The sequence below is a fragment of the Microcoleus sp. D3_18a_C4 genome (genome assembly GCF_036702415.1).
Lineage (GTDB): Bacteria > Cyanobacteriota > Cyanobacteriia > Cyanobacteriales > Microcoleaceae > Microcoleus.
The window spans coordinates 26,066-47,754 of sequence record NZ_JAUBTI010000050.1 but is presented as its reverse complement, the minus strand read 5'-3'; the positions used below and the strand labels follow the sequence as shown (position 1 = coordinate 47,754).

Below are 21,689 nucleotides of genomic sequence, written 5' to 3'. Positions count from 1 at the left end.
TCCCGCCCGTCCAAAAAGGACGGGCGGGACGCCCATCCCACAAACTTGTGGAAGTTATTTAATTCTCATTCCTAAGCAGAGATACGGGTGAACCCGCCCCTACAAAATTTACGTTTATTGACTCGGTATCATGTTAAATAGACATAATTCCCGTAGGGGCGGGTTTAATGAATCTCTCCAATCCAGTGAGAGATTCATTAAACCCGCCCCAACCTCGATATTGTAGCGCGATCGAGCTAACGCTTCACCAGATTGTGTTCCCACTTCCAAACACAGCTAGAAATCAAATTAGTGCAGATATGAGCCGTAATTGGCACTAACAAATTCCCAGTAACTAAAACGCTGTAACCCAACAGCAATCCGACAGCCGTTGCCCAAACAGCATAAGGCCACTGATCCAGGGCTCCCAAGTGCAGAATGCCGAAACAAAAACTCGATAAAACTAAACTGGTAACATTCAATCCCAAAGCAGACAGCATCACGCCTCGAAATAACAATTCTTCGCTAAGTCCCGGCAGCAGTCCCAGCCAAATTAAATCCGGCCAAAACAAAGGTTTGAGCACTACTTCCAAGTAAACATCCGCACTCCGGCGATAACCAGGCCAGAGGTGATAAACGATCGCACTACCGCCTGTAATTGCCAGTCCGAGCGTACATCCTTTGAGCAAGTCCATTCCTATCAATTTGACTGGCAAAAGCGATACCGATGCAAATAGCAACCACAATTTAGCTACCGCCAGCAACATAATTGCTGTCACGCCCATTGCTACTAAAACTTGGGTGCGCGTCAAGGGTTCAATTTCAGGATTTCCGGGAAGTTTTTCTGCCACTTAATCACTTTTAGATTTGAGGTTTGAGATTTGAGATTTGTTGGGTTTATACCAATTTTTTATGAGGCCCCGTAGAATCCGATCCCCCCTAGCCCCCCTTAATAAGGGGGGGACAAGAGCCGGATCAAAGTCAACCCCTACTCCCCAACAATCAGGGGGATTTAGGGGGATCGAGATATGTGCAACTTCACATTAAATTGGTATTAGTTAGATAAACAACGCAGGGAGGAGATGTCTGCACCCAAGGAAGCTGGACTGATGCCGGCTCGCAAAGCGACCAAAACTCCGATCGCCTCTAAATATGAGTTTACCTGCAAAGCTTTGATTCCGAGTTTTTCTGGAGTCGCCTGCATCTGGGTTTTGTTGTCCCCGACAGCGATGATTTGTACGGACGATCGCCCACTCAAACTCAGAATAGCACTGCCGCCGCAGGCTGTGGCGGGTATCACCACCGCATCGACTCGATCTGCCCACAAACCCTGAGACTCGAAATCTCTCCTGTTTGCATAGAATTTCTCTCTTGTGGGGAGTAGGGGTTGGGCATCTTGCCCGCCCAATACCTGTGACAGGCCAGATGCCTGTCCCACAGTAGGAGTGACAAATTGGGGAGCTTTGCTGAGGCCGGCAAGGACGCAAGGTAGGAAAGTATAGCCGATTTCCTCAGCAGCCGATCGCGGGGACAGGTGCGGATCGAGGGGAAGCGCAGACAGCGCGGGGGCGTGGGCGCAGGGGATTTTAAACGTCCTGACGACGAGGTGGCTGATTACAGCTTCCGCGCCGGCGAGGGGGTCAACTCCTTTGCCGCGGCGGTAGTTTTCGAGGGCGAGGCTGCCTTCATCGTCGGGAAATCTGGCTACAACTGCGATCGCCTCTACTCTTGCTTGTTTGATTAATTTTTCTGCCGCGCGCAATAAACTGTCGGGATTGCCGATCGTCCCCCAGGATGCCCCTGATTCAGAAATACGCAATTCTACTTGCAGGGGGCGATCGGTTAAAACACAATCGGTTATATTCAAACCCAATGTAGCTCTCGCTGCATCAGCCGCTTGCAGTTGGCGCAGTTGCAAGTCTGGTTCAATGCCGGCATCGAGGATTAAGCCGATGCGATTTTGATGTACCGGTTGCAGGCCCCAGCATCCGGCAGCAAATTTGTCAAGGGCGTAACCTTCAACGTAGAGAGCGTTAGGTATCGGCCAATAAAGTTGAGCGCCGTTGAGGACGTTGGGGTGAGTGATTAGGGTGTCTGAAATTTGGGCGATCGCCCTAGCCACGGGCAGCGCATCTCCTGCAAACCCACCAATCGAGGCTCCAACGCCTGTGGGGACTATCAAAACCACTGTCAAAGGGCGGGGGTTCACGGTGTTGCGGGGGATGCTTCCACGAGCACGTAGCCTTCTACCACAGCCTTTTGCCGATCGACATCCACGTCTGTGACTGCCCACCGCAGGGGTTCGCCGTGCTTTTGCAGTTCAATTTCTATCGCCGAGTGCAATTCTTCGGCGGTATCGTGGAGGTCAACTTCTGCGGAAATGAAATGGGTAGTCATCGGGCGATCCATAGTGATTTTACTGTGATCGGTACTTAGCTCAATTTTAGCTTAGCCCTAGGATTTACCGAATTGGCGATCGTACACAATGTCTTCTTTTTCTGTTTCTATCTTCAAGTTCGATCGGGGATAAGCAACACACAGCAACACATAACCTTCTGCCTGAAGTTCGGGACTAACGCCCATGCCATCAACTTGATCAACTTCACCCTCAATAATTTTAGCAGCGCAAGTAGTACAAACCCCCGCATTGCAAGAACTCGGCAACTCAATGCCGGCGGCGTTGGCGGCGCGGAGAATTTGTTTATCTTCGGGTACTTCTACGGTATAGGTAGTGCCTTGGTGGATCAATTCAACAGTGTAAGTCTTAGACATATTTCAATTATTGGTTTTAATTCCCCAATTGGAATTTACGCTAGATTTGGAAACAAAGCAATCAGTATTTTACCGCTGTTTGTGCTTTTGTGCAATTTTACAACTGCATTTTTTATTGATAATTTTTTTTATTAATTGGCTGGGCGAGCGAGTGGCATTTTGTCAATGACTTTTTCACAAATTATAACGATCGTCACGGGCGAACTCTGCCAGAAAGCACTTATACCTAACTAATTTTTGCCTTCAAGCCAACAACTCCTCAACAGCAACACTAAAACCCGCCAGCACTAACTGAGTGCTGATGGTAGAACCCTGGTTAAAGGTTAACTTTTGAGTTTTAGTCACGATCAATATCCAGCGACTTTCTGGAAAAACTATCCAAACTTCCAGACAACCCGAATCTAAATACTCTTGTGCTTTCAGAAAAATCTCTTCCGCACTATCAGTAGGAGAAACTATTTCAGCAATTAACGGCGGACTTTGAGGCAAAGCAGGAACATCGCCAAATTGAGCCACAAGTTCAGGAGTCAGATAAGCTACATCAGCACGGCGCACACGCCTGTCAGTACGACAAGGAACTTCGACATAAACTTCGCCTCCTTGTCCGCTAGAATCTTTGTAATTTCCCCAATAACGATCTAGTCTAGATTGGATGAGACTGTGTTTTACTGTCATGCCATTTTTCTCCGCGATTTGCCCGTCCACCCATTCCATATCGTCGGGGGGATTAGCCATAAAGTCTTCTAGAGAAACATTTTCTGATAAAACGGCAGCCATTACCATAGCCATTTACTCTCTTTTGCAGAATTCACTCATATTGTAGCAATCAATTGGTAATGGGTAATTGGGAATTGGGAATTGGGAATTGGGAATTGGGAATTGGAACTGAGATATTGCACCATTTTCAGCAACAGGCAAGATGCCTGTTCCACAAGAAAATCAATATCTTTGTGGAACAGGCGCCCTTTTCAGCAACAGGCAAGATGCCTGTTCCACAAGAAAATCAATATCTTTGTGGAACAGGCATCTTGCCTGTTCATAAAAGGCTTATTGAGAATGGTGCAATATCTCAGTTGGAGTAAAAAAATAACCCATGCCCTATGCCCTATGCCCCATGCCCCATGCCCAATTTACTCAATATTAATTTGATTGGGAGGCTTAGGTTGATTCGGTTTGTCATCCTTCAAAGTTTTACGCCCCGAACTAGCATAATCCTTATAAAAATCCACAAACATCTTTGTCAACTGCTGCAAAGAAAGTTGTTCGCCATTAATTTGAGCTTTCATATAAGCTTTAAGCACTTCAATGTAAGCCAAACCGAGGGCCAGCGTGAGAGTTGCTGCGGTTGCACCGGAGATAGCACCGCCGACAACAGTACCCGCACCAGGAATCATTTTAATCAAATTAGTAACAATACTTCTGCCGATAGCAGTAACCCCGCCAGCGCCGCTAATAGCAGACAGCATCGCCGAAATAAAGCCCTTATCAAAGGGCATTCCAAAAATTACAGTAATATTAGCAATCATTGCCGTTTGCATCGTCATCAAAATCGGCGCATCAGCAAACGGTACAGGAGTCGCGCCGACAATTGCAGAACCTGCAACATAAGCACTTAGATACTTAAATGCCATATCGGATTTGAGCGCAATATTGGCAATTTGTTCTTTAATAAAAGCTTTTTTAGCTACTTCCGGCAGCAGTTGAACAGTTGCATCTACCAACTTGTCTAAACCGTGAGATTTTACTGTATAATCCTCATCGATTTCTTCCGGTTCAGCCATCACAGGGATGATTTGACTGACTGGCAAATTCATGTGTTCCAGTTGCTTGAAAAACTCGCCCGGCTTTTTAGATGTCGTCTGAGTCAGCACTAAAAGAACTGGTACATCTTTGACTTCCATTTCTTTTAGCCAGTTTTCCTCGACAGATTCTATTCTATTGGCGCTGTGATTGATGCAGTACCAGATGACGTGAATGTGTTCTTTTGGGTGCAGGAGTCTTTGGTCTTCAATTAGTTTAGCAACGTTTAATTGAATAACTTTAATTTGTTCGGCGTTGAGTTCGAGTCCGGGAGTATCGTAGACTGTAATTGGGCAATTCGGTTTGGTATATTGGCGAATGCCTTGAGTTATGGGGCGGCCGACTCCGGTTTCTGCTAAGCGTTGGCGAAAAACGGAATTTATTAGGGTACTTTTGCCGACGCCGGTTTTGCCGATGACTAAAACATTGCACTGTCCCACTTGGTTTTCTGCGTCTTTGAAGGCGTAGTAACTTCTATTTAAAAGCTCGTCTAAGGAAAAGTCGTCTGACATGGCGGTTTGCTCCGATAATGGTGGGATATCGAATCTGGATTAAATACCACCGAATAGAATTCGGAGGCTCTATAAACCAAGTCCGAGCTGAGGGGGACAGGGGAGTATTAAATATATTGTAACAATTTGATTTCAGTAGTAGGTTGGGTTGAGTTCACGAAACCCAACAAATCCCAGAAAGTGTTGGGTTTCGTAAACTCAACCCAACCTACTGAGTTTCTGATTTCATAATTTTAGTTTAAGCTAGCAATAGATCGACCTCAATGCTAAAACCGATCAGGATTTGTTGGGTGGTGGCGGTATCGCCGGATCTAAATGTCAATATTTGATTTTGAGTCATCACAAATACTAAATGACTTTCGGGAAAAACTAGCCAAACTTCCTGACAGCTAGATTCTAAATATTCCTGTGCTTTGAGAAAAACATCTTCAGCGATATCGGTGGGTGAAACTATTTCGGCAATTAAGGGGAAACTTTGGGGTAAAGTGGCAAGGTTGCCAAATTGTGCAACTAATTCGGGTGTGAGATAAGCGACATCGGGGCGGCGAATTTGTTGGTTGGTGCGACAAGGAACCTCGACATAAGCCTCTCCACCTTGTCCGCTAGAATTTTTGTAATTTTTCCAAGCTTCCCCCAGGCTTAACTGAATTTTACCCGTTTTTAGTGTCATGCCATTTTTCTCCACAAGTTTGCCGTCTACCAATTCCATGTTGTCCGGCGGCTCGGTGACGAACTCTTCTAAAGTAAAATTATCCTGTACAGCAGTAGCAGTGACCATAGTCATTTCCTCGTTTTTACAAATCGGTTTCAGAACTTGCCTGTATGATGTTCGATCAAACCTTCACCAATGGCGCAAACTCCTCTAACTTCACTTGTAAGTCATCCACCAGCATTAAACGATACCTTTCGGTAGTTTTCAACTTGTGGAGAACATAACTAGCAAACTCATCGCGCCACTTTTTTCTATCAAGTTCATTCGAGATGTTCAGCGCTCTGATTGATAGGTTGTAAGGGTATTCTTCAAAGTTGAGCTCTTTATCATTTTCAAAATCATGCTTTCCTACTGTAAGAGTGATTGTTGAGTTCCGAAACTCATACCAGTTGTCAATGCCATCAGAAACCAGCTCTAATTTAAGAGCCAATATAAACTCTAATTCTTTGATTAAATGTTCGATGTCCTGTGGAAAGTCTACAAAAATATCTAGTGTGCGAGACATAAAAACCTCCTTTATTGAAACTCAGTAAAAGTGATGTCATAGATATCGCCAATAATTCGGACGCTATCAATTTTTCCGCGTGTAATATTTTTCGCCCTCTGCAAACCTCGTTCAGCCTCAGCCTCTATCAACCCAGACACCCTAGCATCTATAATTATATCCCTAGCTTGTCCCCCTCGTCTAATCGAGTTGTTGATCTGATTTTTTACTGTAGCGCTTGTAGCACCGGCATCCAGACTTTTGAATTCAGTGAATTTTCCATCTACCTCAGCATCGGGATTTCTACCTCCATCGGTTTTTTCCACCAAGGCTTTAACATTCTTTCCCTCTCTTTCCAGAAATTCAGCAATCGCTCTTTCGGTTGCACCAAAAGCTCTTTCTGATTCATCAATACTGCCACAATTAGCCGAATTTTGCTTAGGGGTTTGGTTAGTCCCGTTATTCACCATTTTTTGTTATTTAAAATTTTGGTGAATTATCGCACATTATGAGCCAAGTCACTTGAGAAAAAGAACCGGGTTTCTCACTTAGTCAATACAATGATTCCTCTCCCATCAGGTTCTACTATTACCCTAATACTAACACTATCTCTAGTTCCTTCTATATGCCATCTTACAGGCTTACCAGCAAAGAAGTTACTTAAACTTTTAGCAAAGACTTAAGATAAGTATAAACTCTGAAACAAGAAATTATATTTGATTTTCTGACTATTAATGGCACTTTTGCAAGAAGCCTGCTATTAATATTATGGCTGGTAAAGACGATGATTTTATCCCATAACTATTGTCAAATTAAGTTAGCATTGAGAACACAATGATCGCGCATTAAATGGAGTGAAGAATTTTTTTTATCTGTTCCTTCATTAAACTGGGATCAATTTCTAATTCTAATATTCTGTCAATTTCTGATTGCATCTTCTGCATCTTCTTCTCACCTTTTTTTAGCCCTGTTTGATAATTCGGATCGTTGAGCATTTTCTGATATTTATTAACTTCTTCTTCAAAATCCTTTAGAGTGTCATACGGTAATTCCTCCATATGCTCTGGATTAGATATTATTTTATACTTTTCATTCGCAAGAATTTCACCAATATCTTCACTAAGCTTATAAGTTACATTTACTCTATATGTTACAAAACATCCTTCTGTATTTTCTTTGGCGGCCCTGTGAGACATGATTTCACCAATTTGGAATATCTTGTTTTCTGTGGATAAGAGGCATAAAGAACGTTCGGGCAAATCCACTTTCGCTTGCTCTATAGTTGTGTGTGACCAGTGGAACCAATCTATCTTCTCCCTACCATTAACGAGATTAGTTCCCTTGTCAATAAGAGCAATATCATCAGTGACACCTAGTTTAAGGAATTTACATTTTGGTATCGGTTGATCTTGATTTACAAGCGTAGAGTTTTCTTTAACGAGAATTTCGGGATCTTCATCTTGATCTTTACGAGAGTGTTCTTTATTATATTGTCTTTCATACTCCTTAATTCTTAGTTGATTCCACAGATGCGATTCACTATTATATTTATTTGACCAACGATCAATCAATCCTTTTGTTAAATTTAAGTTATGGATACTAATACATAATTCTCCCTCACATTCAAGACCTACCTTGGTTAGATTAGATGACCCTATGATAGAAAACCCTATTTCTCTATTGTCTCTAACATGACGGCCTAAAAAACAATAGGCTTTGACATGAAAGTTATTTGTGGGACAGATAAAACGAACAGACTTAGCTTTAACATTCATTGATTTTTTATCGATAAAATTTAATAAATTTTCGATCTCACTAGGTTTATTAAAATAATTTTTTGTTCCGATCGCAATCACAACTTCCGTATTTTCATTTAAATAAGGGTGTTCAAGAATCTTTTTTACTTTTTTCACCCCATCATCACTAACAAAAGCAGAAAACAGATAAATTTTATCCCAAGAGTATTCTTTACAATTTAATAAAAAATCTATTGTCGTTTCCAAGCTTTTTTGACGGTCTTCCAAAATTACAAATTTTCTAATAACACTCATTGTAAATTACTCCAACTAATTGACATAAAACTTTCAGGCAAGATGTAAACCACAATTTGATTATCTTCCCTAAAACTGCGCGATCGCACCTAATAAAGTTGACTAAAAACATAATCAGCCAACTCAATCAAAGCCTGCTTCGACTCCGACGGCGAGAACCCCGCCAAACGCATAACCGCAGACTGAGCGGACTTAGCCTGTAATTCCCGCGATCGCCTAGGATGTTTGAAAGGTTACTCATGGGGTTAACAAGGGATAGAGAGGGAAACGCATGGAGAAATTATAACTGTTGCAGTCGAGCTTGAACCAATTTTTGAATATTTGTGGCAGAGATCGGATTTATGAGAGTTACGCACAGCAAAGAAACCGGGTTTTTCACTTAGTTAAAGGCTGGGATGCCGTATTTTCGCAAAAAAACCCGGTTTCTAATCACCCGTGTTTTAGTCATAATTTAAAAATGTTGCAGCAGAGATTTTTCTTGGGCGTAAACCTTTCGCAGCGACTCCAGCCCGATCGCACTTAACATCAATTTAATCACCCCCACCAAATTTCCCCACTCGAACAATTCAGAAACAGAAACAGCTTTGTGAAATCTATCCGCATAAAAATCCACCCAAAAATCCGGCGCGTGTCTCTCTTTCTGACTCGCCATCCGGCGCTTCCAATAACCAAAATCTAAACCAGAGGGCGATTCCACTCCCAAAACTGGCGGAAAGTCCGCATAACTGACAAACCGACTCATGCCTTTGGCGTGCACGTACAGGATATGCGCCCAGCACTCGAAGCGATATATTTGTTCTACCTTGATTTTCAGCAGCCGCGCGATCGCCTCTTTTGTCACAAACCGGCTCAATCTGTGTCTGGGGGTTGATTTTCGCGAAAATTTTGTTAACATGATTTTAAGCAAATCCTTTGTAAAGAGTACAAACTTTTGTAAAGGGATTGAATTTGGATAGGCGATCGTCTTTTAGTTTTCCAGACCTGGGGGCGATCGCTTTTTACGATAAAATTATCCTAAACTAAATCTAGTTTTTTGTCAATGGGTTTAATTAGATTGCGGGTTAAAGAATTTGCTGCTGAGAAAGGCTGGACGATCAAAGAGGTTTCTGAGCGATCGGGAGTCATTTACAGCACACTCACCACCTATTCACGTTCTCCGGGAATGGCAATGGTTGATTTTACTTGTCTGCTGAAGTTGGCACGTACTTTTGACGTGATGGTGGAAGATTTGGTTGAGGTCGTCAAAGAGTAGTCGATCGCTTTTTGGGATAAAACTATCCGATGGTAGTACACCATCATTTGTCAAGTATGGGTTTAGTCAGGTTAAAAGTCAGAGAACTAGCTAGCGAGAAAGGCTGGACGCTGAAAGAAGTTTCAGAACGATCGGGAGTAATTTACAGCACCGTCAGACACTACGCCCGCTGTCCGGGAGTGTCAACCATTGACTTTATTTCTATACACAAATTGGCTCGCACCTTTGATGTAATGATTGAAGACTTGGTGGAAATTGTGCAGGAGTGAGCGATCGCTTTTTACGATAAAATTTTATCCCAGAGTAAATCTAGTTTTTTGTCAATGGGTTTAATTAGATTGAGGGTTCGAGAGTTGGCTGCTGAGAAAGGCCCGACGATCAAAGAGGTTTCTGAGCGATCGGGAGTCATTTACAGCACACTCAGCACCTATTCACGTTCTCCGGGAATGGCAATGGTTGATTTTACTTGTCTGCTGAAGTTGGCACGTACTTTTGACGTGATGGTGGAAGATTTGGTTGAGGTCGTCAAAGAGTAGCTTTTGGCTGAAACCAGGCTAATATCATAGATAAATCCTTTTTCAAGGGATTTGAATCGGCGATCGACCGTCAGTTGTGCAGACCTTGGGGCGATAGCTTTTTGGGATAAAACTATCCTATGATGGTACACCATCATTTGTCAAGTATGGGTTTAGTCAGGCTAAAAGTCAGAGAATTCGCTGCTGAGAAAGGTTGGACGCTGAAAGAAGTTTCAGAGCGATCGGGAGTAATTTACAGCACCGTCAGACACTACGCCCGCTGTCCGGGAGTGTCCACCATTGACTTCATTTCCATACACAAATTGGCCCGAACCTTTGATGTGATGATTGAAGACTTGGTGGAAATTGTGCAGGAATAGTCGATCGCTTTTTACGAACTAATTATCCACTCAATATTGCTCGACAGTTGCTAGCATCTGATTGACAGACTCACCCCGTTGTAGTGCTTCCCAATCAGATGTAACAGGTTGGTAAGAACAGTAACACACCACAATTCGCTCGTCAGTATCAGAAGCAGAAAACTGCTGAACGCGAGTAACTACCCAATCTCCATCTTTCCCGTGGGTGACTCCATTACCGGGGTCAGATAGATTTTCATAATCGCGGGTTTTGTCCCCTACTTGAGGAATTTCTGGGTTTTCTTCCCAAGTCCAATTTTCCCAAAGTATATTAGTTAGACCGCCCCTCGGCATAAGCTGACGTTCTTCCCAGCCCGGAGCACTCATGCTTTCGGTTTTGTAGACAATCCAGATTTTTTTAGTCATTTTTTTAAAGACGATCGCACAATCGCGTTCAATACTTCGACTATATCAGAGATGAAAGCTCGTGCATCGGTTAAAATATAGAAGTCAGTTTGTGATTAATAAGTCTGAATGCCTACGTTACTCCGAGTCGGCCCCTACCGTTTCTTCTGCTAGGCGGGCGATCGGGATGAACCACCCCACGTTCACGTTGAGCGCGATCGAGAAGAAGCTAAGTTTTGGCTTAGTCCAGTTCGCCTTCAAAATAATAAAGGCTTCAATCGTACAGAAATCAATGACATTCAGAAACTTGTTGAAGAACATCAACAGCAATTATTAGCAGGTTGGAATGACTTCTTTAATGGTTGAGTTGCTAGAAATCCCCCAAGCACAAAACGTAGTTGTTACAGACGACGCTCTAACAGTCGATCTATCCGATGGTCGTACTATTTCTGTTCCTTTAGCTTGGTATCCTCGGCTATTGCATAGCACACCAAACGAACGCAATAATTGGCGATTTATTGGTGGAAATGATGGAATCCACTGGCCTGATATTGACGAAGACATTAGCATCAAAAATATTATTCTCGGTAAACCATCTGGAGAAAGTCAGAAGTCATTTCAGCGGTGGTTAGAAGAACGCGGGAAGATAGTCTAATAACAAATCTGGCTTAAATACCCTTCTTATTTCTTAGTCCGCGCAGGCGGACTTCGTTTGACAAGAAGCGGTTTCAACCGCCGAATTATATCAAGTTTGGTTAATTGCTGATAAGAACCGGCCGGGCGGGTTTATGAGATTGTCGGTTTTAGCCAATTATTATTGGTGAACCCGCCCCTACAGGAATTATATCTATTTAACCGAACCTGATATTATCAAGGATCTAACTGTTAAAAAAAAGCGCCTGAGTTCCCCCAGACGCATACCATAAAATCAACCAATTGTCAACCCTAACCTAACCATTCAAAGCCTCAGCACCGCCGCAAACTTCCAGGATTTCCTGAGTAATTGCTGCTTGCCGCGCCTTGTTATAAGTCAGCGTCAAACTACCGATCAAATCGCTAGCATTCTCACTAGCATTGTTCATCGCCGTCATCCGCGCAGCCAACTCGCTAGCAGCAGACTCTTGCAAAGCCCGCAGCAATTGGTTGTTCAAATACAAGGGCAAAAGAGCCTCCAGAATTTGCGCCGGATCTTGCTCGAAAATCATGTCCCTGGGCAAGCTCTTCGTAGGTGAAGCAACCTTCTCGCGCGATACTTGAAACTGTCCGCCTTGCGATGTCAAGCGGAAGATTTCATCATCGGGAGTTTCCAAACCTTGCGGGTCGAGGGGCAGCAAGGTTTGAATTACCGGGCGCGAACTAATTAGCGACACAAACTTGGTGTAAATTAGCTCAACTCTGTCCACAGTTCCCGACAGGAACAAGGAAAGCAATTCGTCAGCAATTTGTGCCGCTTCCGGTGCTGTCGGAATTTGTTCTAAGTTAGCGTAAGTAGCATCAATCGGCTGTTCGCGGCGCTGGAAATACTGGGTAGCTTTGCGTCCTACCAACACGTATTTGTAGTCTAAGCCTTCAGCTTTGATTTCCTTAGCGCGATTTTCGGCGTATCTGATGATGTTGCTGTTGTAGCCGCCGCACAAACCCCGATCGCCCGAAACTACCAACAGTCCCACAGATCGCACTTCGCGTTTTTTCAGCAGCGGCAAATCCAGGTTTTCAAACTGCAAGCGTTCCGCCAAACCGTATAATACCTCTGCCAGTCGATCGGCAAAAGGTCGAGTTGCAGTCACCTGTTCTTGAGCGCGGCGCACCTTTGCAGCAGCCACCAAGCGCATTGCTTCTGTAATCTTTTTAGTGTTCTTGACCGACTTAATGCGATCGCGAATAGTTTTCAGATTTGCCATAACTTTCTCCTTTTTTCTTAGCTTTTATTCTGAGTTTTTAGTTCCCAGTCATCAATTTTTAAGCTTAGCTACGGTAGGGATACGGCACCGTGTCCTTCTTCGTGTCAACTTAAGACCGAAACCACCTGTCTCTCTCGTTTTTTTCAAAGTCTCGATCCCCCTAAATCCCCCTTAAGAAGGGGGACTTTGAGTGCTTCTAATCTCCCCCCTTAAGAAGGGGAATTTTGAACGCTCTTGTCCCCCCCTTATTAAGGGGGGCTAGGGGGGATCTGTGACTTAACTGGGGACTTTGAACGCTCTTGTCCCCCCCTTATTAAGGGGGGCTAGGGGGGATCTGTGACTTAACTAATGACTAATGACTGATGACTAATGACTAATTACGCAGAAACTAAGAAACTTTGCTTGTATTCAGTGATGCCTTCTTTCAGCAGCTTCTCAGCTTCATCAGTCAAGGCTTTTCCGCCTTGAACAATTTCGCCGTACTTCGGCTTGCTAGTCCGCAAATAGTCGCGCAAACCAACAGTAAACTTGCTGACTTTTTCCACTGGGATGTCATCCATATAGCCGTTAATACCGGCATAGATTACAGCCACTTGTTCGTTCATCGGCAGAGGCGAACTTTGGGGCTGTTTCAACAGTTCCCGCAAGCGCTGGCCGCGCGACAATTGATTTTGAGTAGCTTTATCCAAGTCAGAAGCAAACTGAGAAAATGCTGCCAGTTCTTCAAACTGCGCCAATTCCAGTTTCACCTTACCGGCTACTTTTTTCATCGCCTTAGTTTGAGCCGCCGAACCTACCCGCGATACCGAAATACCGGGGTTTACTGCGGGACGCAAACCAGCGTTAAACAAGTCAGAAGAAAGGAAGATTTGACCGTCGGTAATCGAAATTACGTTCGTCGGAATGTAAGCAGAAACGTCACCAGCTTGGGTTTCGATAATTGGCAAAGCAGTCATGCTGCCTTCGCCCAAATCGTCGCTCAATTTAGCAGCGCGTTCTAGCAAGCGAGAGTGCAGGTAAAACACGTCTCCGGGATAAGCTTCGCGACCGGGAGGACGGCGCAGCAACAAGGACATTTGGCGGTAAGCTTGTGCTTGTTTGGAAAGGTCATCGTAAATGACCAAAGTGTGCTTGCCTTTGTACATGAAATACTCGGCTAAGCTAGCACCTGTGTAGGGAGCCAAGTATTGCAGGGTTGCGGGGTCACTAGCGTTGGCTGCTACTACGATCGTGTAGTCCATCGCGCCCTTTTCTTGCAGGACGTTGACGATGTTAGCTACTGTAGAAGCTTTTTGACCGATCGCCACGTAAACGCAGATCACGTTTTCCGATTTTTGGTTGATGATTGTGTCGATCGCGATCGCAGTTTTACCGGTTTGTCTGTCACCGATAATCAGTTCCCGCTGTCCTCTTCCCACCGGAATCATCGCATCAATAGCGGTAATTCCTGTTTGCATCGGTTCGTAAACAGAACGGCGAGAAACAATCCCCGGTGCCGGAGATTCAATCAAGCGAGATTCAGTAGTTTTAATTTCTCCTTTGCCGTCAATCGGACGGGCCAAAGCATCAACTACCCGTCCCAACATTGCTTCACCCACGGGGACTTCAGCAATTCTGCCAGTAGCAGTAACTGCCGAACCTTCTTGAATGCCGAGGCCTTGGCCCATCAACACTGCACCGACGTTATCTTGTTCCAGGTTCAGTGCAATGCCCACGGTGCCGTCGGCAAATTCTAGCAATTCCCCAGACATGGCTTTATCCAAGCCATAAATCCGGGCAATGCCGTCGCCTACTTGCAGAACCGTACCGACGTTAGAGACTTTTACGTCTTGGTCGTACTGCTCAATTTGCTGGCGAATAATGCTGCTAATTTCGTCAGGTCTGATTGCTGCCATGTCAGTTGTTTTTTGTCAGTTGTTTGTTGTCAGTTGTCAGTTATCAGTTGTTCAAAACTACCAACCGTTAACTGCTAATTAAATTAGCTAATAGTCATCAGCTATTAACTCTCAGGAATTCAAGCGAATTCCTAGACGGCGCAATTGTCCCCGCAGGCTGGCATCAATTACTTGAGAGCCTACTTTGATTACCACACCGCCGATTAAATCTGCGTCTATTTTGGTTTCAATTTCTACGCTTCTAGCGCTGGTCATCGCCTGCACTTTCTCGCGAACAGTCTGCTGTTGAGCGTCTGAAAGCGGGACTGCCGATGTAACTTCAGCCAATACTGTTTGGTTTAGTTCTCGGAGCCTTGCCAAGTATTGTTTGCCAATCCCTTCTAAAAAAAGAATTCTTCCTTTGTCTACTAATAGCTTCAGAAAGCTGTGCATCAAGGGGCTCATTTCTTCACCCGCTATTTGCCCAATTACGGCTTTTTTAGCATCCGGTTTGATCAACGGATTGGCTAAAAATTGACGCAAATCTTCCGAACCTTCTAGCAGGCTCAGCAAGGAACGAATATCTTCGCCGAACTTCTCTGAGAGATTGTTGGACTGAGCCAGTGACATCAAGGCAGATGCGTAAGGCTGTAAGACTTCTGTGCTGACTGTACTCACGTTTTAGCCTCCCAGTAACGCAATGCTGCGATCGATTAATTGGTGTTGAGCGCCGTCGTCCAAGCTAGTTTTTAGCTGGCTTTCCACCTTTGCTAATGCCAGAGATACAACAGCCGATCGCAGTTGGGCGATCGCTCTTTCCCGCTCCGCTTCCAACTCTTGACCTGCTGTTGCTCTCATGCGTTCAACGTCTTGCGCTGCCTGAGCTAGAATTGCTTCTTTTGCTTTCTGGGCAGTTTCTTCAGCCGCGGCACGAATTCGTTCCGCTTCTGCTTGCGCTTGAGTCAATTTTTGCTGTTGCTCTGCTAGAGCTGCTGCTGCATCTTTTTGGCGTTTTTCTGCTTCTTGAATCGCCTCTTGGATGGCCGAACGCCTCTCTGTCAGGATTTTACCTACAAATCCGCGCCCGAAATAAAACAGCACTGCAATAATAATGACCAGGTTAATCAGGTTGGTTTCTAAAATATCGAAATTTAAACCGAAACCACCTTCGCCGCTAGCTTCTGTGGCTAGCAATAAAACAGTCCCCATGATACTCTTCCATAATTGCGCGTGCAGATTGGGTGAAGCGATTTTAGATTTGAGATTCCCTCAAAAATCTAAAACTCTTCTGTCTCGCTATTTGGCCAGCGACTGCCCTAATAGCTTTTCGAGAATTTGGCCGCTGAGCGCGTCTACTTGTTGTTCTAGTGAGCGCATTGCTTCTTGCTTTTGCTGCTCTATTTCTTGCCCAGCCTTTTCCCGCGCGACTTGAGCTTCTTGTTGAGCCTCAGCTACTTTTGCTGCCCCAATTTTTTGGGCATCAGCTTGAGCAGCAGCAATTACTGATTGAGACTGTTTGCGACTTTCTCCCAGTTTTTGCTCGTACTGCTGCGCTAGTTGCTGAGCTTTTGCCAAGCGTTCTTGGGCGGAGACTTGAGTGTTGCGAATGTAATCGGCGCGATCGTCAATTGACTTGCTGAGCGGCTTGTAAAAAATTACATTCAAGACTGCGACTAGAATTAAAAACTGCACCGCCATCAGAGGCAGCGTAGCATCTATATCAAACAGTCCCCCTTCCTTAGCCGCTTCTTCAACTGCTAGTAATACTGTCCAGTGCATCATGATTTTTTGACGGCTTCCATCTAATTCGCTTAATCGATTTTAGATTTGAGATTTTGGATTAGAATCGCCAAAACCTCAAATCTAAAATTTCCAATTATTATGCGAAGGGGTTGGCAAACAGCAGCACTAGGGCTACGACCAAACCGTAAATTGTGAGCGCTTCCATGAACGCCAAACTCAACAGCAAAGTGCCGCGAATTTTACCTTCTGCTTCCGGCTGACGGGCAATCCCTTCTACAGCCTGACCTGCTGCATTACCTTGACCGATGCCAGGGCCGATTGCGGCTAAACCTACTGCCAAAGCGGCGGCAATTACGGAAGCGGCAGCAACTGTTGAGTCCATGATGATTTTCCTTATCTAAAGTACAAAATTGAGAACAGAAAGTCTAGAGAATTGTCCGATTTAACGGGAGAAAGTTTGAGTTCAGAATTTTTATTTTTCCTCCTTCATTCTTAGCCGTTTATCGTTAGTTAATCGTGGTGTTCTTCGCCGTGACCGCCTTCTAGAGCTTCACCAATGTAGGCGGCGGCTAAGGTAGCAAAAATCAAAGCTTGAATTGCACTCGTAAATAGTCCCAGAACCATCACTGGCAGAGGAACAAATAAAGGCACTAGCAAGACTAGCACTCCGACCACCAATTCGTCCGCAAGAATGTTGCCAAACAAACGGAAACTCAGGGACAGAGGCTTAGTGAAATCTTCTATGATTTTGAACGGCAACATGAAAGGCACCGGTTCAACATAGTGGGCGAAATACCCCAAGCCGCTTTTGCTGAGACCTGCATAAAAATATGCTAGAGAAGTCAGCAGTGCAAATGCTACCGTCGTGTTGATGTCAGCGGTAGGAGCTCCCAATTCGCCTGATGGCAGCTTAATCAGCTTCCAAGGAATTAGAGCGCCAGACCAGTTTGACACAAAGATGAACAGAAATAATGTACCAATAAACGGTACCCAAGGGCGATATTCTTTTTCCCCAATTTGGTTTTTAGCCAAGTCCCGAATAAATTCCAGCGCATACTCCATAAAATTTTGCATTCCGCTGGGAATTCGCTGGATTTTGCTGGTTCCTAAAATCGAAACTACGACTAAAACGGCAATTACAAACCACGAGGTTAGAAAAACCTGCCCGTGCACTTTCAGATTGCCGAGTTGCCAGTACAACTGCTGCCCAACTTCCAATTCGGCGAGGGGGAAACGATTAAAGGTGTTTAGAACGTCAAGCATTGCCATTCAACGGGCTTCCCCATACAAATCGATGAGTTGAGTTTTGCTCGAATTGCCTGACTTACCTGTAGTCTAGTGCTAATGCACTTCGGATCACGTAAACCAACAGCGCAGCTTTGTAAGTCAGAAATCCCAAAAATATCGGTAAAATCTGTAGCTGATTCCACTGTGTTCCTACTATCATCACCGCTAAAAACACACCGAGCCTTGTCTTGCTGATGCGCTGATTTTGGCTGCCGATTCGTTCAACGTCTCTAGCCAACATCTTTAAGTAAACCACACCTGTGCTCGCCCCAAGCAAATAATTCAGGGCAATATTGAGCGAGTAAAAAATCCAAACGGAGATAAAAATAATCGCCGTAAAAGCAAGGGTGTACGCCAACAACTCTTGTTGGAGGCGATAAAAGTCTTGCATGGGATTCGTTGTCTCGGACGAGACTGTCGAGACTGTCGAGACTGTGCCAGCTTGAGGAATATCCTCGTTTGCTGGTGCGGGTTCGGTGGGTGTGTTTTGCGTGTTCACGAAGCTCAGAAACTAATGCAGGTAGCAGGCGAGTGCTTTGCAAACTCAGAAAAATCATACCACGCGGCGGTAACAATACTTAAAATAAAATTAATCATATTTTTTACTTTACTGGTTTCTAGGAAGAGCCTGGGAACCGATGTCACTCTTGCTCTGCCTCGCGTGGCGAAGGGTAAATTGGAGGCTCTTCTCGCCTATCTGCGTTACCAGGCAGAACCGACTGAACGCATCATCATTTTTAGTCGGCGACCGACGACTTTCACTATGAGACAGGGGTTTGCAACCCCCTGTCGGACTGTCGGGCTGTCGGATTGTCGGGCTGTCGGATTGTCGGGCTGTCGGATTGTCCAGAAGACCGACAGGGAATTAATTCCCTGTCTCATAGCACAAGTCGGTTAAAAACCGACTGAAATCCTATAATTTTTAGTCTTCTTGCAGTCGTCTTCAGAAAACTACTTCACCGCATTCAGCTTGAGGATTGCTATAACTGATAACAGTTAAAAGTCCGCATTCAACGTGGTAAAATTGGCTGCGCTTAGAGCAGCAGGTTGGACTCCAGTAACAACCCCTAAAATTTGTCCGGTAGCAACAATCCGAATCGCTGTGTTGCTACCCGAAGCATCTAAGGCAATTCCTGCAAATGCAAGTCCGTTGGTGAGGGCGATCGCATCTTGACCCGCCGTAAAATCCGCAATAACATCGGCTTCAGATACATTGGAGGCCGCTGCATTCCCCCGCAGTACAAACAGATCGTTTCCAGCTTCACCTGTCAGAATATCTCTACCTAAGTCACCTACCAATTGGTCGTTACCTTCTCCTCCATTGAGCACATCGTTGTTTTGTCCGCCACGTATGAGGTCGTCACCCGAACCGCCAGAGAGCGTATCATTTCCGAGGTTTCCAGCGAGAATGTCATTGCCGGCGTTGCCATCGATGCGATCGTTATCGCGACCGCCCCAGAGCGTATCGTTGCCGTCGCCTCCTAGTATAGTATCGTTGCCGGCATTGCCATTTACCCGATCGACCGATGGCGATCCTTGGATCAAGTCGTTACCATCTAAACCTTGAACCAATAGATTGCCGACTAGAGCTGGATCGATGGTAAAGTTATCGGCATTGGTGGAGAGGTTGAAGAAGAGGCCATTGGGGCCCAAGGGGGAAGGAGAAATGGTTCCAGGTGTGAAACCATATTGAAGATGATCGACTTCCCAGTTATTTTTACCGGGCATGGACAATCGAATTGATGAGATCCCGTTTTGATTGACCACTCCAAAGAATCTATCTTCTGAGGTTGTACGCGAAATACTCTCATCACCCAGCGAAAAGGGACCGATAACCCCCAGAGATTCTCCCGATGGCCCAAACGCCTCAAATAACGTGTTATTTAGCAGGTCGCCAGACAGGGGTGTGCCGCCACCATTCCTGCCAATATCCGTCCAGACAATTCCAGCATGGGTTGGTAATTGACCCCCAAGTGCATTAGCGGAAAAGTTGAAGGTAAAGCTGCTAGTCCTCAAATTCGAGAATAAGCTGCTGCTGTTTCCTCTGGCCTGACCATCAATAACACCGTCATCGCCGTCCACCGAGTCGCTGAAGGTTGTTGCAATATTTGTTGTGGCAAACTCAGAAACAGTAACACCCGGTGTATTTAAAGCGCCGTCTTCAAAGTCTTCTAAATGAAAGTAAGTGAACCTAACTGGGCTAAATGGGCTGATGGCACTTCCTGCTGATGGATTGTTGAAAGCTGAGTAGGGCAGTGGATCAAAAAACTGAGGATTGTTAGACATGGTGTCTTGAAAGTAAATGCTACTTAAAAGTTATATTCTCGCTGAAAATGAGGCGATATGGTAAAGAAATCGCTCCCAACCAACAACCTACATTGAGCGATTGCTCGTGCTGGCTATAAACTTTTTACCATATACTTATTCAATAAGTTGAAACTCTTGAAGCGCCGGAATAAAATTTTTATTCTCGTGGCTCGATCGACTAAGCTTAATCAAAGCAAATCGCTGTAGAGGCTGCAAACTCGCCCACTGTCCCAAAGTAATTGTCACGCCGAGCTCTTGCGCTTTTGCAGAAACCGACTCCGGTACAGTTGCAGCATCCATCCAGGGGGGATTTTCATCAACAGCCAAATCAGTTCCCGGTTTACCTGTCTGTTTAATTAATACTTGGTTTAGCTGTTCTCGGTAATCGATAATTTCTGCTTCTGTCAAGCAAGGTTTCTGTACAAGCATTTGACGTTCTGCTTGGTTAAAATGATTCCAATCCTGCAACTTTAATTTAATGCCGCAAGTATCTAACTTGAGACGTACTTGCATGGGGATACAGCGCAGGGCTTCTACAAAGTCAGCTTCAAATTCAAAGAACATAAATATACAAATTTGTGAATGAGATTTTTTTTTATTAACCGCAGAGGGCGCAGAGGGCGCAGAGTAAGAGAGGAGGGGGAAGGTGAAAAGAAATTGATGCAGGTTTATTGCTCTCTATCAATAATTGCAGAAAATCGAGTCAGCATTTATAATTAAATAATATTACAAACTATTGACATGGATACCGTAGACTACCTTCGGATTAGCTTGATAGACCGCTGCAACTTCCGCTGTCTCTACTGTATGCCGGAAGGTAGCGAGTTGGACTATGTATTGCAGCAGCAGTTGTTAACTCACTCGGAATTGCTAACTCTGCTGCGCGAAGTTTTCATACCCGTGGGATTTACCAAGTTTCGCTTGACTGGAGGGGAACCGCTGCTGCGGCCTGGGGTGGTGGAATTGGTAAGGTCGATCGCCTCGATGCCGGAAACGCGAGATTTGTCAATGACAACTAATGGCTTTTTGCTCGCCGGAATGGCGGAAAATCTCTACAATGCTGGTTTGCGCCGGATTAATATTAGTTTGGATTCCTTGGAACCGGAGACTTTTGATAAGATAATTGGTAGTCGGGGACGATCGCGATGGACGCAGGTTTGGGAGGGAATTCAAGCGGCTTATCAAGCAGGATTCGACCCGCTAAAACTGAATGTTGTGGTAATTCCTGGTGTGAATGACAGCGAAATATTGGATTTAGCGGCGTTAACAATTAACCGGAATTGGCACGTTCGTTTTATTGAGTTTATGCCGATCGGGAATGGGGATTTATTTGGCGATAAAGGTTGGGTAGCCTCGGCAGAATTGCGGCAACAAATTAGCGACAAATACGGGTTAGCCGAGTCGGGAGTGCGCGGTAACGGGCCGGCGGATGTGTTTCAAATTCCGGGGGCGAAAGGCACTTTAGGATTTATTAGCCAAATGTCCGAGTGTTTTTGCGATCGCTGCAACCGGATGCGTTTGTCTGCTGACGGGTGGTTGCGGCCTTGTCTGCTGAACGAAACTGGTCAAATTGACTTAAAAACTGCTTTACGGGATGGGGTGTCTACAGGCGAATTGCGCGATCGAGTGCGGCACATATTAGAGATTAAACCCGAAATTAATTTCAAGCAGCGGGATTCTGGAACTACTCAAGGAAATTACAGCCGCACCATGTCTCAAATCGGCGGGTAGTATCA

The 21,689-nt window shown here is 44.9% G+C and carries 29 protein-coding genes and 1 pseudogene; 8 read left to right on the top strand and 22 right to left on the bottom strand.

Annotation, left to right across the window (positions count from 1 at the left end; translation table 11 throughout):
* Nucleotides 1-236: 236 nt before the first annotated feature.
* From QUB16_RS20640 to QUB16_RS20620, 5 genes are all read right to left on the bottom strand, one after another.
* Entirely contained in the window at nt 237-830 is a 594-nt protein-coding gene (locus QUB16_RS20640; RefSeq protein ID WP_333318940.1) for a CPBP family intramembrane glutamic endopeptidase, read from the bottom strand.
* A 203-nt stretch (nt 831-1,033) separates the two neighbouring features.
* Nucleotides 1,034-2,188 carry a DUF3326 domain-containing protein gene (locus tag QUB16_RS20635; RefSeq protein WP_333318938.1) on the bottom strand — a complete coding sequence of 385 codons (1,155 nt, stop codon included), beginning with the start codon at nt 2,186-2,188 and terminating at the stop codon, nt 1,034-1,036.
* Nucleotides 2,185-2,376 carry a hypothetical protein gene (locus QUB16_RS20630; RefSeq protein WP_333102814.1) on the bottom strand — a complete coding sequence of 64 codons (192 nt, stop codon included), beginning with the start codon at nt 2,374-2,376 and terminating at the stop codon, nt 2,185-2,187. Before QUB16_RS20630 ends, QUB16_RS20635 begins: the two co-directional genes overlap by 4 nt.
* 57 nt (nt 2,377-2,433) lie before the next feature.
* On the bottom strand, nt 2,434-2,751 hold the full coding sequence (locus QUB16_RS20625; protein ID WP_333318936.1) for a 2Fe-2S iron-sulfur cluster-binding protein: 318 nt from the start codon (nt 2,749-2,751) through the stop codon (nt 2,434-2,436).
* Between the two features lie 243 nt (nt 2,752-2,994).
* Nucleotides 2,995-3,540: a Uma2 family endonuclease gene (locus tag QUB16_RS20620; protein ID WP_333318935.1), complete on the bottom strand. Its 546-nt coding sequence runs from the start codon at nt 3,538-3,540 to the stop codon at nt 2,995-2,997.
* A 47-nt stretch (nt 3,541-3,587) separates the two neighbouring features.
* On the opposite strand from QUB16_RS20620, the gene QUB16_RS20615 reads away from it, so the two are divergent.
* Nucleotides 3,588-3,833 carry a hypothetical protein gene (locus QUB16_RS20615; RefSeq protein WP_333318933.1) on the top strand — a complete coding sequence of 82 codons (246 nt, stop codon included), beginning with the start codon at nt 3,588-3,590 and terminating at the stop codon, nt 3,831-3,833.
* A gap of 48 nt (nt 3,834-3,881) precedes the next feature.
* Here QUB16_RS20615 and QUB16_RS20610 read toward each other — a convergent pair whose 3' ends face one another.
* From QUB16_RS20610 to QUB16_RS20585, 6 genes are all read right to left on the bottom strand, one after another.
* A complete protein-coding gene (locus tag QUB16_RS20610; protein ID WP_333318931.1) occupies nt 3,882-5,063 on the bottom strand; it encodes a GTPase in 1,182 nt (393 codons plus the stop codon).
* A 238-nt stretch (nt 5,064-5,301) separates the two neighbouring features.
* Complete coding sequence (locus tag QUB16_RS20605; protein ID WP_333318942.1) at nt 5,302-5,841, bottom strand: Uma2 family endonuclease; 540 nt, start codon at nt 5,839-5,841, stop codon at nt 5,302-5,304.
* A 55-nt stretch (nt 5,842-5,896) separates the two neighbouring features.
* A complete protein-coding gene (locus tag QUB16_RS20600; protein WP_333318929.1) occupies nt 5,897-6,280 on the bottom strand; it encodes a hypothetical protein in 384 nt (127 codons plus the stop codon).
* A gap of 11 nt (nt 6,281-6,291) precedes the next feature.
* Nucleotides 6,292-6,729: a CdiA C-terminal domain-containing protein gene (locus QUB16_RS20595; RefSeq protein ID WP_333318927.1), complete on the bottom strand. Its 438-nt coding sequence runs from the start codon at nt 6,727-6,729 to the stop codon at nt 6,292-6,294.
* A 375-nt stretch (nt 6,730-7,104) separates the two neighbouring features.
* Entirely contained in the window at nt 7,105-8,310 is a 1,206-nt protein-coding gene (locus QUB16_RS20590; protein WP_333318925.1) for a restriction endonuclease PLD domain-containing protein, read from the bottom strand.
* Between the two features lie 451 nt (nt 8,311-8,761).
* Nucleotides 8,762-9,205: a hypothetical protein gene (locus QUB16_RS20585; protein ID WP_333318923.1), complete on the bottom strand. Its 444-nt coding sequence runs from the start codon at nt 9,203-9,205 to the stop codon at nt 8,762-8,764.
* A 144-nt stretch (nt 9,206-9,349) separates the two neighbouring features.
* On the opposite strand from QUB16_RS20585, the gene QUB16_RS20580 reads away from it, so the two are divergent.
* The 4 genes from QUB16_RS20580 to QUB16_RS20565 all read left to right on the top strand — a co-directional run bounded on the left by QUB16_RS20580 (nt 9,350) and on the right by QUB16_RS20565 (nt 10,457).
* Nucleotides 9,350-9,562 (top strand): helix-turn-helix domain-containing protein, encoded by a 213-nt coding sequence (locus QUB16_RS20580; protein WP_006631112.1) that lies wholly within the window; start codon nt 9,350-9,352, stop codon nt 9,560-9,562.
* A 56-nt stretch (nt 9,563-9,618) separates the two neighbouring features.
* A complete protein-coding gene (locus tag QUB16_RS20575) occupies nt 9,619-9,831 on the top strand; it encodes a helix-turn-helix domain-containing protein (protein ID WP_190735550.1) in 213 nt (70 codons plus the stop codon).
* Between the two features lie 54 nt (nt 9,832-9,885).
* On the top strand, nt 9,886-10,098 hold the full coding sequence (locus QUB16_RS20570; protein WP_333318919.1) for a helix-turn-helix transcriptional regulator: 213 nt from the start codon (nt 9,886-9,888) through the stop codon (nt 10,096-10,098).
* Nucleotides 10,099-10,244: 146 nt separating this feature from the next.
* Nucleotides 10,245-10,457 carry a helix-turn-helix domain-containing protein gene (locus QUB16_RS20565; protein WP_106149042.1) on the top strand — a complete coding sequence of 71 codons (213 nt, stop codon included), beginning with the start codon at nt 10,245-10,247 and terminating at the stop codon, nt 10,455-10,457.
* Nucleotides 10,458-10,487: 30 nt separating this feature from the next.
* Here the strand turns inward: QUB16_RS20565 and QUB16_RS20560 are convergent, their stop codons facing one another.
* Nucleotides 10,488-10,862, bottom strand: a complete 375-nt coding sequence (locus QUB16_RS20560) for a hypothetical protein (RefSeq protein ID WP_333318918.1) — start codon at nt 10,860-10,862, stop codon at nt 10,488-10,490.
* A 222-nt stretch (nt 10,863-11,084) separates the two neighbouring features.
* Here QUB16_RS20560 and QUB16_RS20555 point away from each other — a divergent pair.
* Together QUB16_RS20555 and QUB16_RS20550 are read left to right on the top strand one after the other, a co-directional pair.
* Nucleotides 11,085-11,207, top strand: a pseudogene (locus QUB16_RS20555) (DUF4160 domain-containing protein); the annotation flags it as partial.
* Nucleotides 11,188-11,496, top strand: coding sequence for a DUF2442 domain-containing protein (locus QUB16_RS20550; RefSeq protein ID WP_333318916.1), 309 nt, complete (start codon nt 11,188-11,190; stop codon nt 11,494-11,496). The pseudogene QUB16_RS20555 and the gene QUB16_RS20550, both read left to right, overlap by 20 nt.
* A gap of 295 nt (nt 11,497-11,791) precedes the next feature.
* On the opposite strand, the gene QUB16_RS20545 is transcribed toward QUB16_RS20550, so the two are convergent.
* The 10 genes from QUB16_RS20545 to QUB16_RS20500 all read right to left on the bottom strand — a co-directional run bounded on the left by QUB16_RS20545 (nt 11,792) and on the right by QUB16_RS20500 (nt 20,517).
* Nucleotides 11,792-12,742, bottom strand: coding sequence for a F0F1 ATP synthase subunit gamma (locus QUB16_RS20545; protein ID WP_006631110.1), 951 nt, complete (start codon nt 12,740-12,742; stop codon nt 11,792-11,794).
* A gap of 377 nt (nt 12,743-13,119) precedes the next feature.
* Entirely contained in the window at nt 13,120-14,637 is a 1,518-nt protein-coding gene (gene atpA, locus QUB16_RS20540) for a F0F1 ATP synthase subunit alpha (protein ID WP_333037344.1), read from the bottom strand.
* A 111-nt stretch (nt 14,638-14,748) separates the two neighbouring features.
* Entirely contained in the window at nt 14,749-15,294 is a 546-nt protein-coding gene (gene atpH, locus QUB16_RS20535; protein ID WP_333233762.1) for an ATP synthase F1 subunit delta, read from the bottom strand.
* Between the two features lie 3 nt (nt 15,295-15,297).
* Nucleotides 15,298-15,825 (bottom strand): F0F1 ATP synthase subunit B, encoded by a 528-nt coding sequence (locus QUB16_RS20530; RefSeq protein WP_333318914.1) that lies wholly within the window; start codon nt 15,823-15,825, stop codon nt 15,298-15,300.
* An 87-nt stretch (nt 15,826-15,912) separates the two neighbouring features.
* A complete protein-coding gene (locus tag QUB16_RS20525) occupies nt 15,913-16,398 on the bottom strand; it encodes a F0F1 ATP synthase subunit B' (protein WP_333102793.1) in 486 nt (161 codons plus the stop codon).
* Between the two features lie 97 nt (nt 16,399-16,495).
* Nucleotides 16,496-16,741, bottom strand: a complete 246-nt coding sequence (gene atpE, locus QUB16_RS20520) for an ATP synthase F0 subunit C (RefSeq protein WP_242717122.1) — start codon at nt 16,739-16,741, stop codon at nt 16,496-16,498.
* Between the two features lie 128 nt (nt 16,742-16,869).
* Nucleotides 16,870-17,628, bottom strand: coding sequence for a F0F1 ATP synthase subunit A (gene atpB, locus QUB16_RS20515; protein WP_006631104.1), 759 nt, complete (start codon nt 17,626-17,628; stop codon nt 16,870-16,872).
* 55 nt (nt 17,629-17,683) lie between these two features.
* Nucleotides 17,684-18,145, bottom strand: coding sequence for an ATP synthase subunit I (locus tag QUB16_RS20510; RefSeq protein WP_333318912.1), 462 nt, complete (start codon nt 18,143-18,145; stop codon nt 17,684-17,686).
* Between the two features lie 497 nt (nt 18,146-18,642).
* The gene (locus QUB16_RS20505) at nt 18,643-19,932 is read right to left on the bottom strand and encodes a hypothetical protein (protein WP_333318910.1); all 1,290 of its coding nucleotides are present in this window, start codon (nt 19,930-19,932) and stop codon (nt 18,643-18,645) included.
* Between the two features lie 135 nt (nt 19,933-20,067).
* Nucleotides 20,068-20,517 (bottom strand): nitrate reductase associated protein, encoded by a 450-nt coding sequence (locus tag QUB16_RS20500; protein ID WP_333318908.1) that lies wholly within the window; start codon nt 20,515-20,517, stop codon nt 20,068-20,070.
* Between the two features lie 177 nt (nt 20,518-20,694).
* Between QUB16_RS20500 and moaA the strand changes: the two genes are divergently transcribed.
* Nucleotides 20,695-21,684 (top strand): GTP 3',8-cyclase MoaA, encoded by a 990-nt coding sequence (gene moaA / locus QUB16_RS20495; RefSeq protein WP_333318907.1) that lies wholly within the window; start codon nt 20,695-20,697, stop codon nt 21,682-21,684.
* Nucleotides 21,685-21,689 lie beyond the last annotated feature (5 nt).

What these genes read in the sequence shown, in the direction of transcription:
- QUB16_RS20630 (WP_333102814.1), bottom strand. Translation starts at nt 2,376, where the DNA reads ATGACTACCCATTTCATTTCCGCAGAAGTTGACCTCCACGATACCGCC.
- QUB16_RS20625 (WP_333318936.1), bottom strand. Translation starts at nt 2,751, where the DNA reads ATGTCTAAGACTTACACTGTTGAATTGATCCACCAAGGCACTACCTAT.
- QUB16_RS20620 (WP_333318935.1), bottom strand. Translation starts at nt 3,540, where the DNA reads ATGGCTATGGTAATGGCTGCCGTTTTATCAGAAAATGTTTCTCTAGAA.
- QUB16_RS20615 (WP_333318933.1), top strand. Translation starts at nt 3,588, where the DNA reads ATGGGTAATTGGGAATTGGGAATTGGGAATTGGGAATTGGGAATTGGA.
- QUB16_RS20610 (WP_333318931.1), bottom strand. Translation starts at nt 5,063, where the DNA reads ATGTCAGACGACTTTTCCTTAGACGAGCTTTTAAATAGAAGTTACTAC.
- QUB16_RS20605 (WP_333318942.1), bottom strand. Translation starts at nt 5,841, where the DNA reads ATGGTCACTGCTACTGCTGTACAGGATAATTTTACTTTAGAAGAGTTC.
- QUB16_RS20600 (WP_333318929.1), bottom strand. Translation starts at nt 6,280, where the DNA reads ATGTCTCGCACACTAGATATTTTTGTAGACTTTCCACAGGACATCGAA.
- QUB16_RS20595 (WP_333318927.1), bottom strand. Translation starts at nt 6,729, where the DNA reads ATGGTGAATAACGGGACTAACCAAACCCCTAAGCAAAATTCGGCTAAT.
- QUB16_RS20590 (WP_333318925.1), bottom strand. Translation starts at nt 8,310, where the DNA reads ATGAGTGTTATTAGAAAATTTGTAATTTTGGAAGACCGTCAAAAAAGC.
- QUB16_RS20585 (WP_333318923.1), bottom strand. Translation starts at nt 9,205, where the DNA reads ATGTTAACAAAATTTTCGCGAAAATCAACCCCCAGACACAGATTGAGC.
- QUB16_RS20580 (WP_006631112.1), top strand. Translation starts at nt 9,350, where the DNA reads ATGGGTTTAATTAGATTGCGGGTTAAAGAATTTGCTGCTGAGAAAGGC.
- QUB16_RS20575 (WP_190735550.1), top strand. Translation starts at nt 9,619, where the DNA reads ATGGGTTTAGTCAGGTTAAAAGTCAGAGAACTAGCTAGCGAGAAAGGC.
- QUB16_RS20570 (WP_333318919.1), top strand. Translation starts at nt 9,886, where the DNA reads ATGGGTTTAATTAGATTGAGGGTTCGAGAGTTGGCTGCTGAGAAAGGC.
- QUB16_RS20565 (WP_106149042.1), top strand. Translation starts at nt 10,245, where the DNA reads ATGGGTTTAGTCAGGCTAAAAGTCAGAGAATTCGCTGCTGAGAAAGGT.
- QUB16_RS20560 (WP_333318918.1), bottom strand. Translation starts at nt 10,862, where the DNA reads ATGACTAAAAAAATCTGGATTGTCTACAAAACCGAAAGCATGAGTGCT.
- QUB16_RS20550 (WP_333318916.1), top strand. Translation starts at nt 11,188, where the DNA reads ATGACTTCTTTAATGGTTGAGTTGCTAGAAATCCCCCAAGCACAAAAC.
- QUB16_RS20545 (WP_006631110.1), bottom strand. Translation starts at nt 12,742, where the DNA reads ATGGCAAATCTGAAAACTATTCGCGATCGCATTAAGTCGGTCAAGAAC.
- atpA (WP_333037344.1), bottom strand. Translation starts at nt 14,637, where the DNA reads ATGGCAGCAATCAGACCTGACGAAATTAGCAGCATTATTCGCCAGCAA.
- QUB16_RS20530 (WP_333318914.1), bottom strand. Translation starts at nt 15,825, where the DNA reads ATGGGGACTGTTTTATTGCTAGCCACAGAAGCTAGCGGCGAAGGTGGT.
- QUB16_RS20525 (WP_333102793.1), bottom strand. Translation starts at nt 16,398, where the DNA reads ATGATGCACTGGACAGTATTACTAGCAGTTGAAGAAGCGGCTAAGGAA.
- atpE (WP_242717122.1), bottom strand. Translation starts at nt 16,741, where the DNA reads ATGGACTCAACAGTTGCTGCCGCTTCCGTAATTGCCGCCGCTTTGGCA.
- atpB (WP_006631104.1), bottom strand. Translation starts at nt 17,628, where the DNA reads ATGGCAATGCTTGACGTTCTAAACACCTTTAATCGTTTCCCCCTCGCC.
- QUB16_RS20505 (WP_333318910.1), bottom strand. Translation starts at nt 19,932, where the DNA reads ATGTCTAACAATCCTCAGTTTTTTGATCCACTGCCCTACTCAGCTTTC.
- QUB16_RS20500 (WP_333318908.1), bottom strand. Translation starts at nt 20,517, where the DNA reads ATGTTCTTTGAATTTGAAGCTGACTTTGTAGAAGCCCTGCGCTGTATC.
- moaA (WP_333318907.1), top strand. Translation starts at nt 20,695, where the DNA reads ATGGATACCGTAGACTACCTTCGGATTAGCTTGATAGACCGCTGCAAC.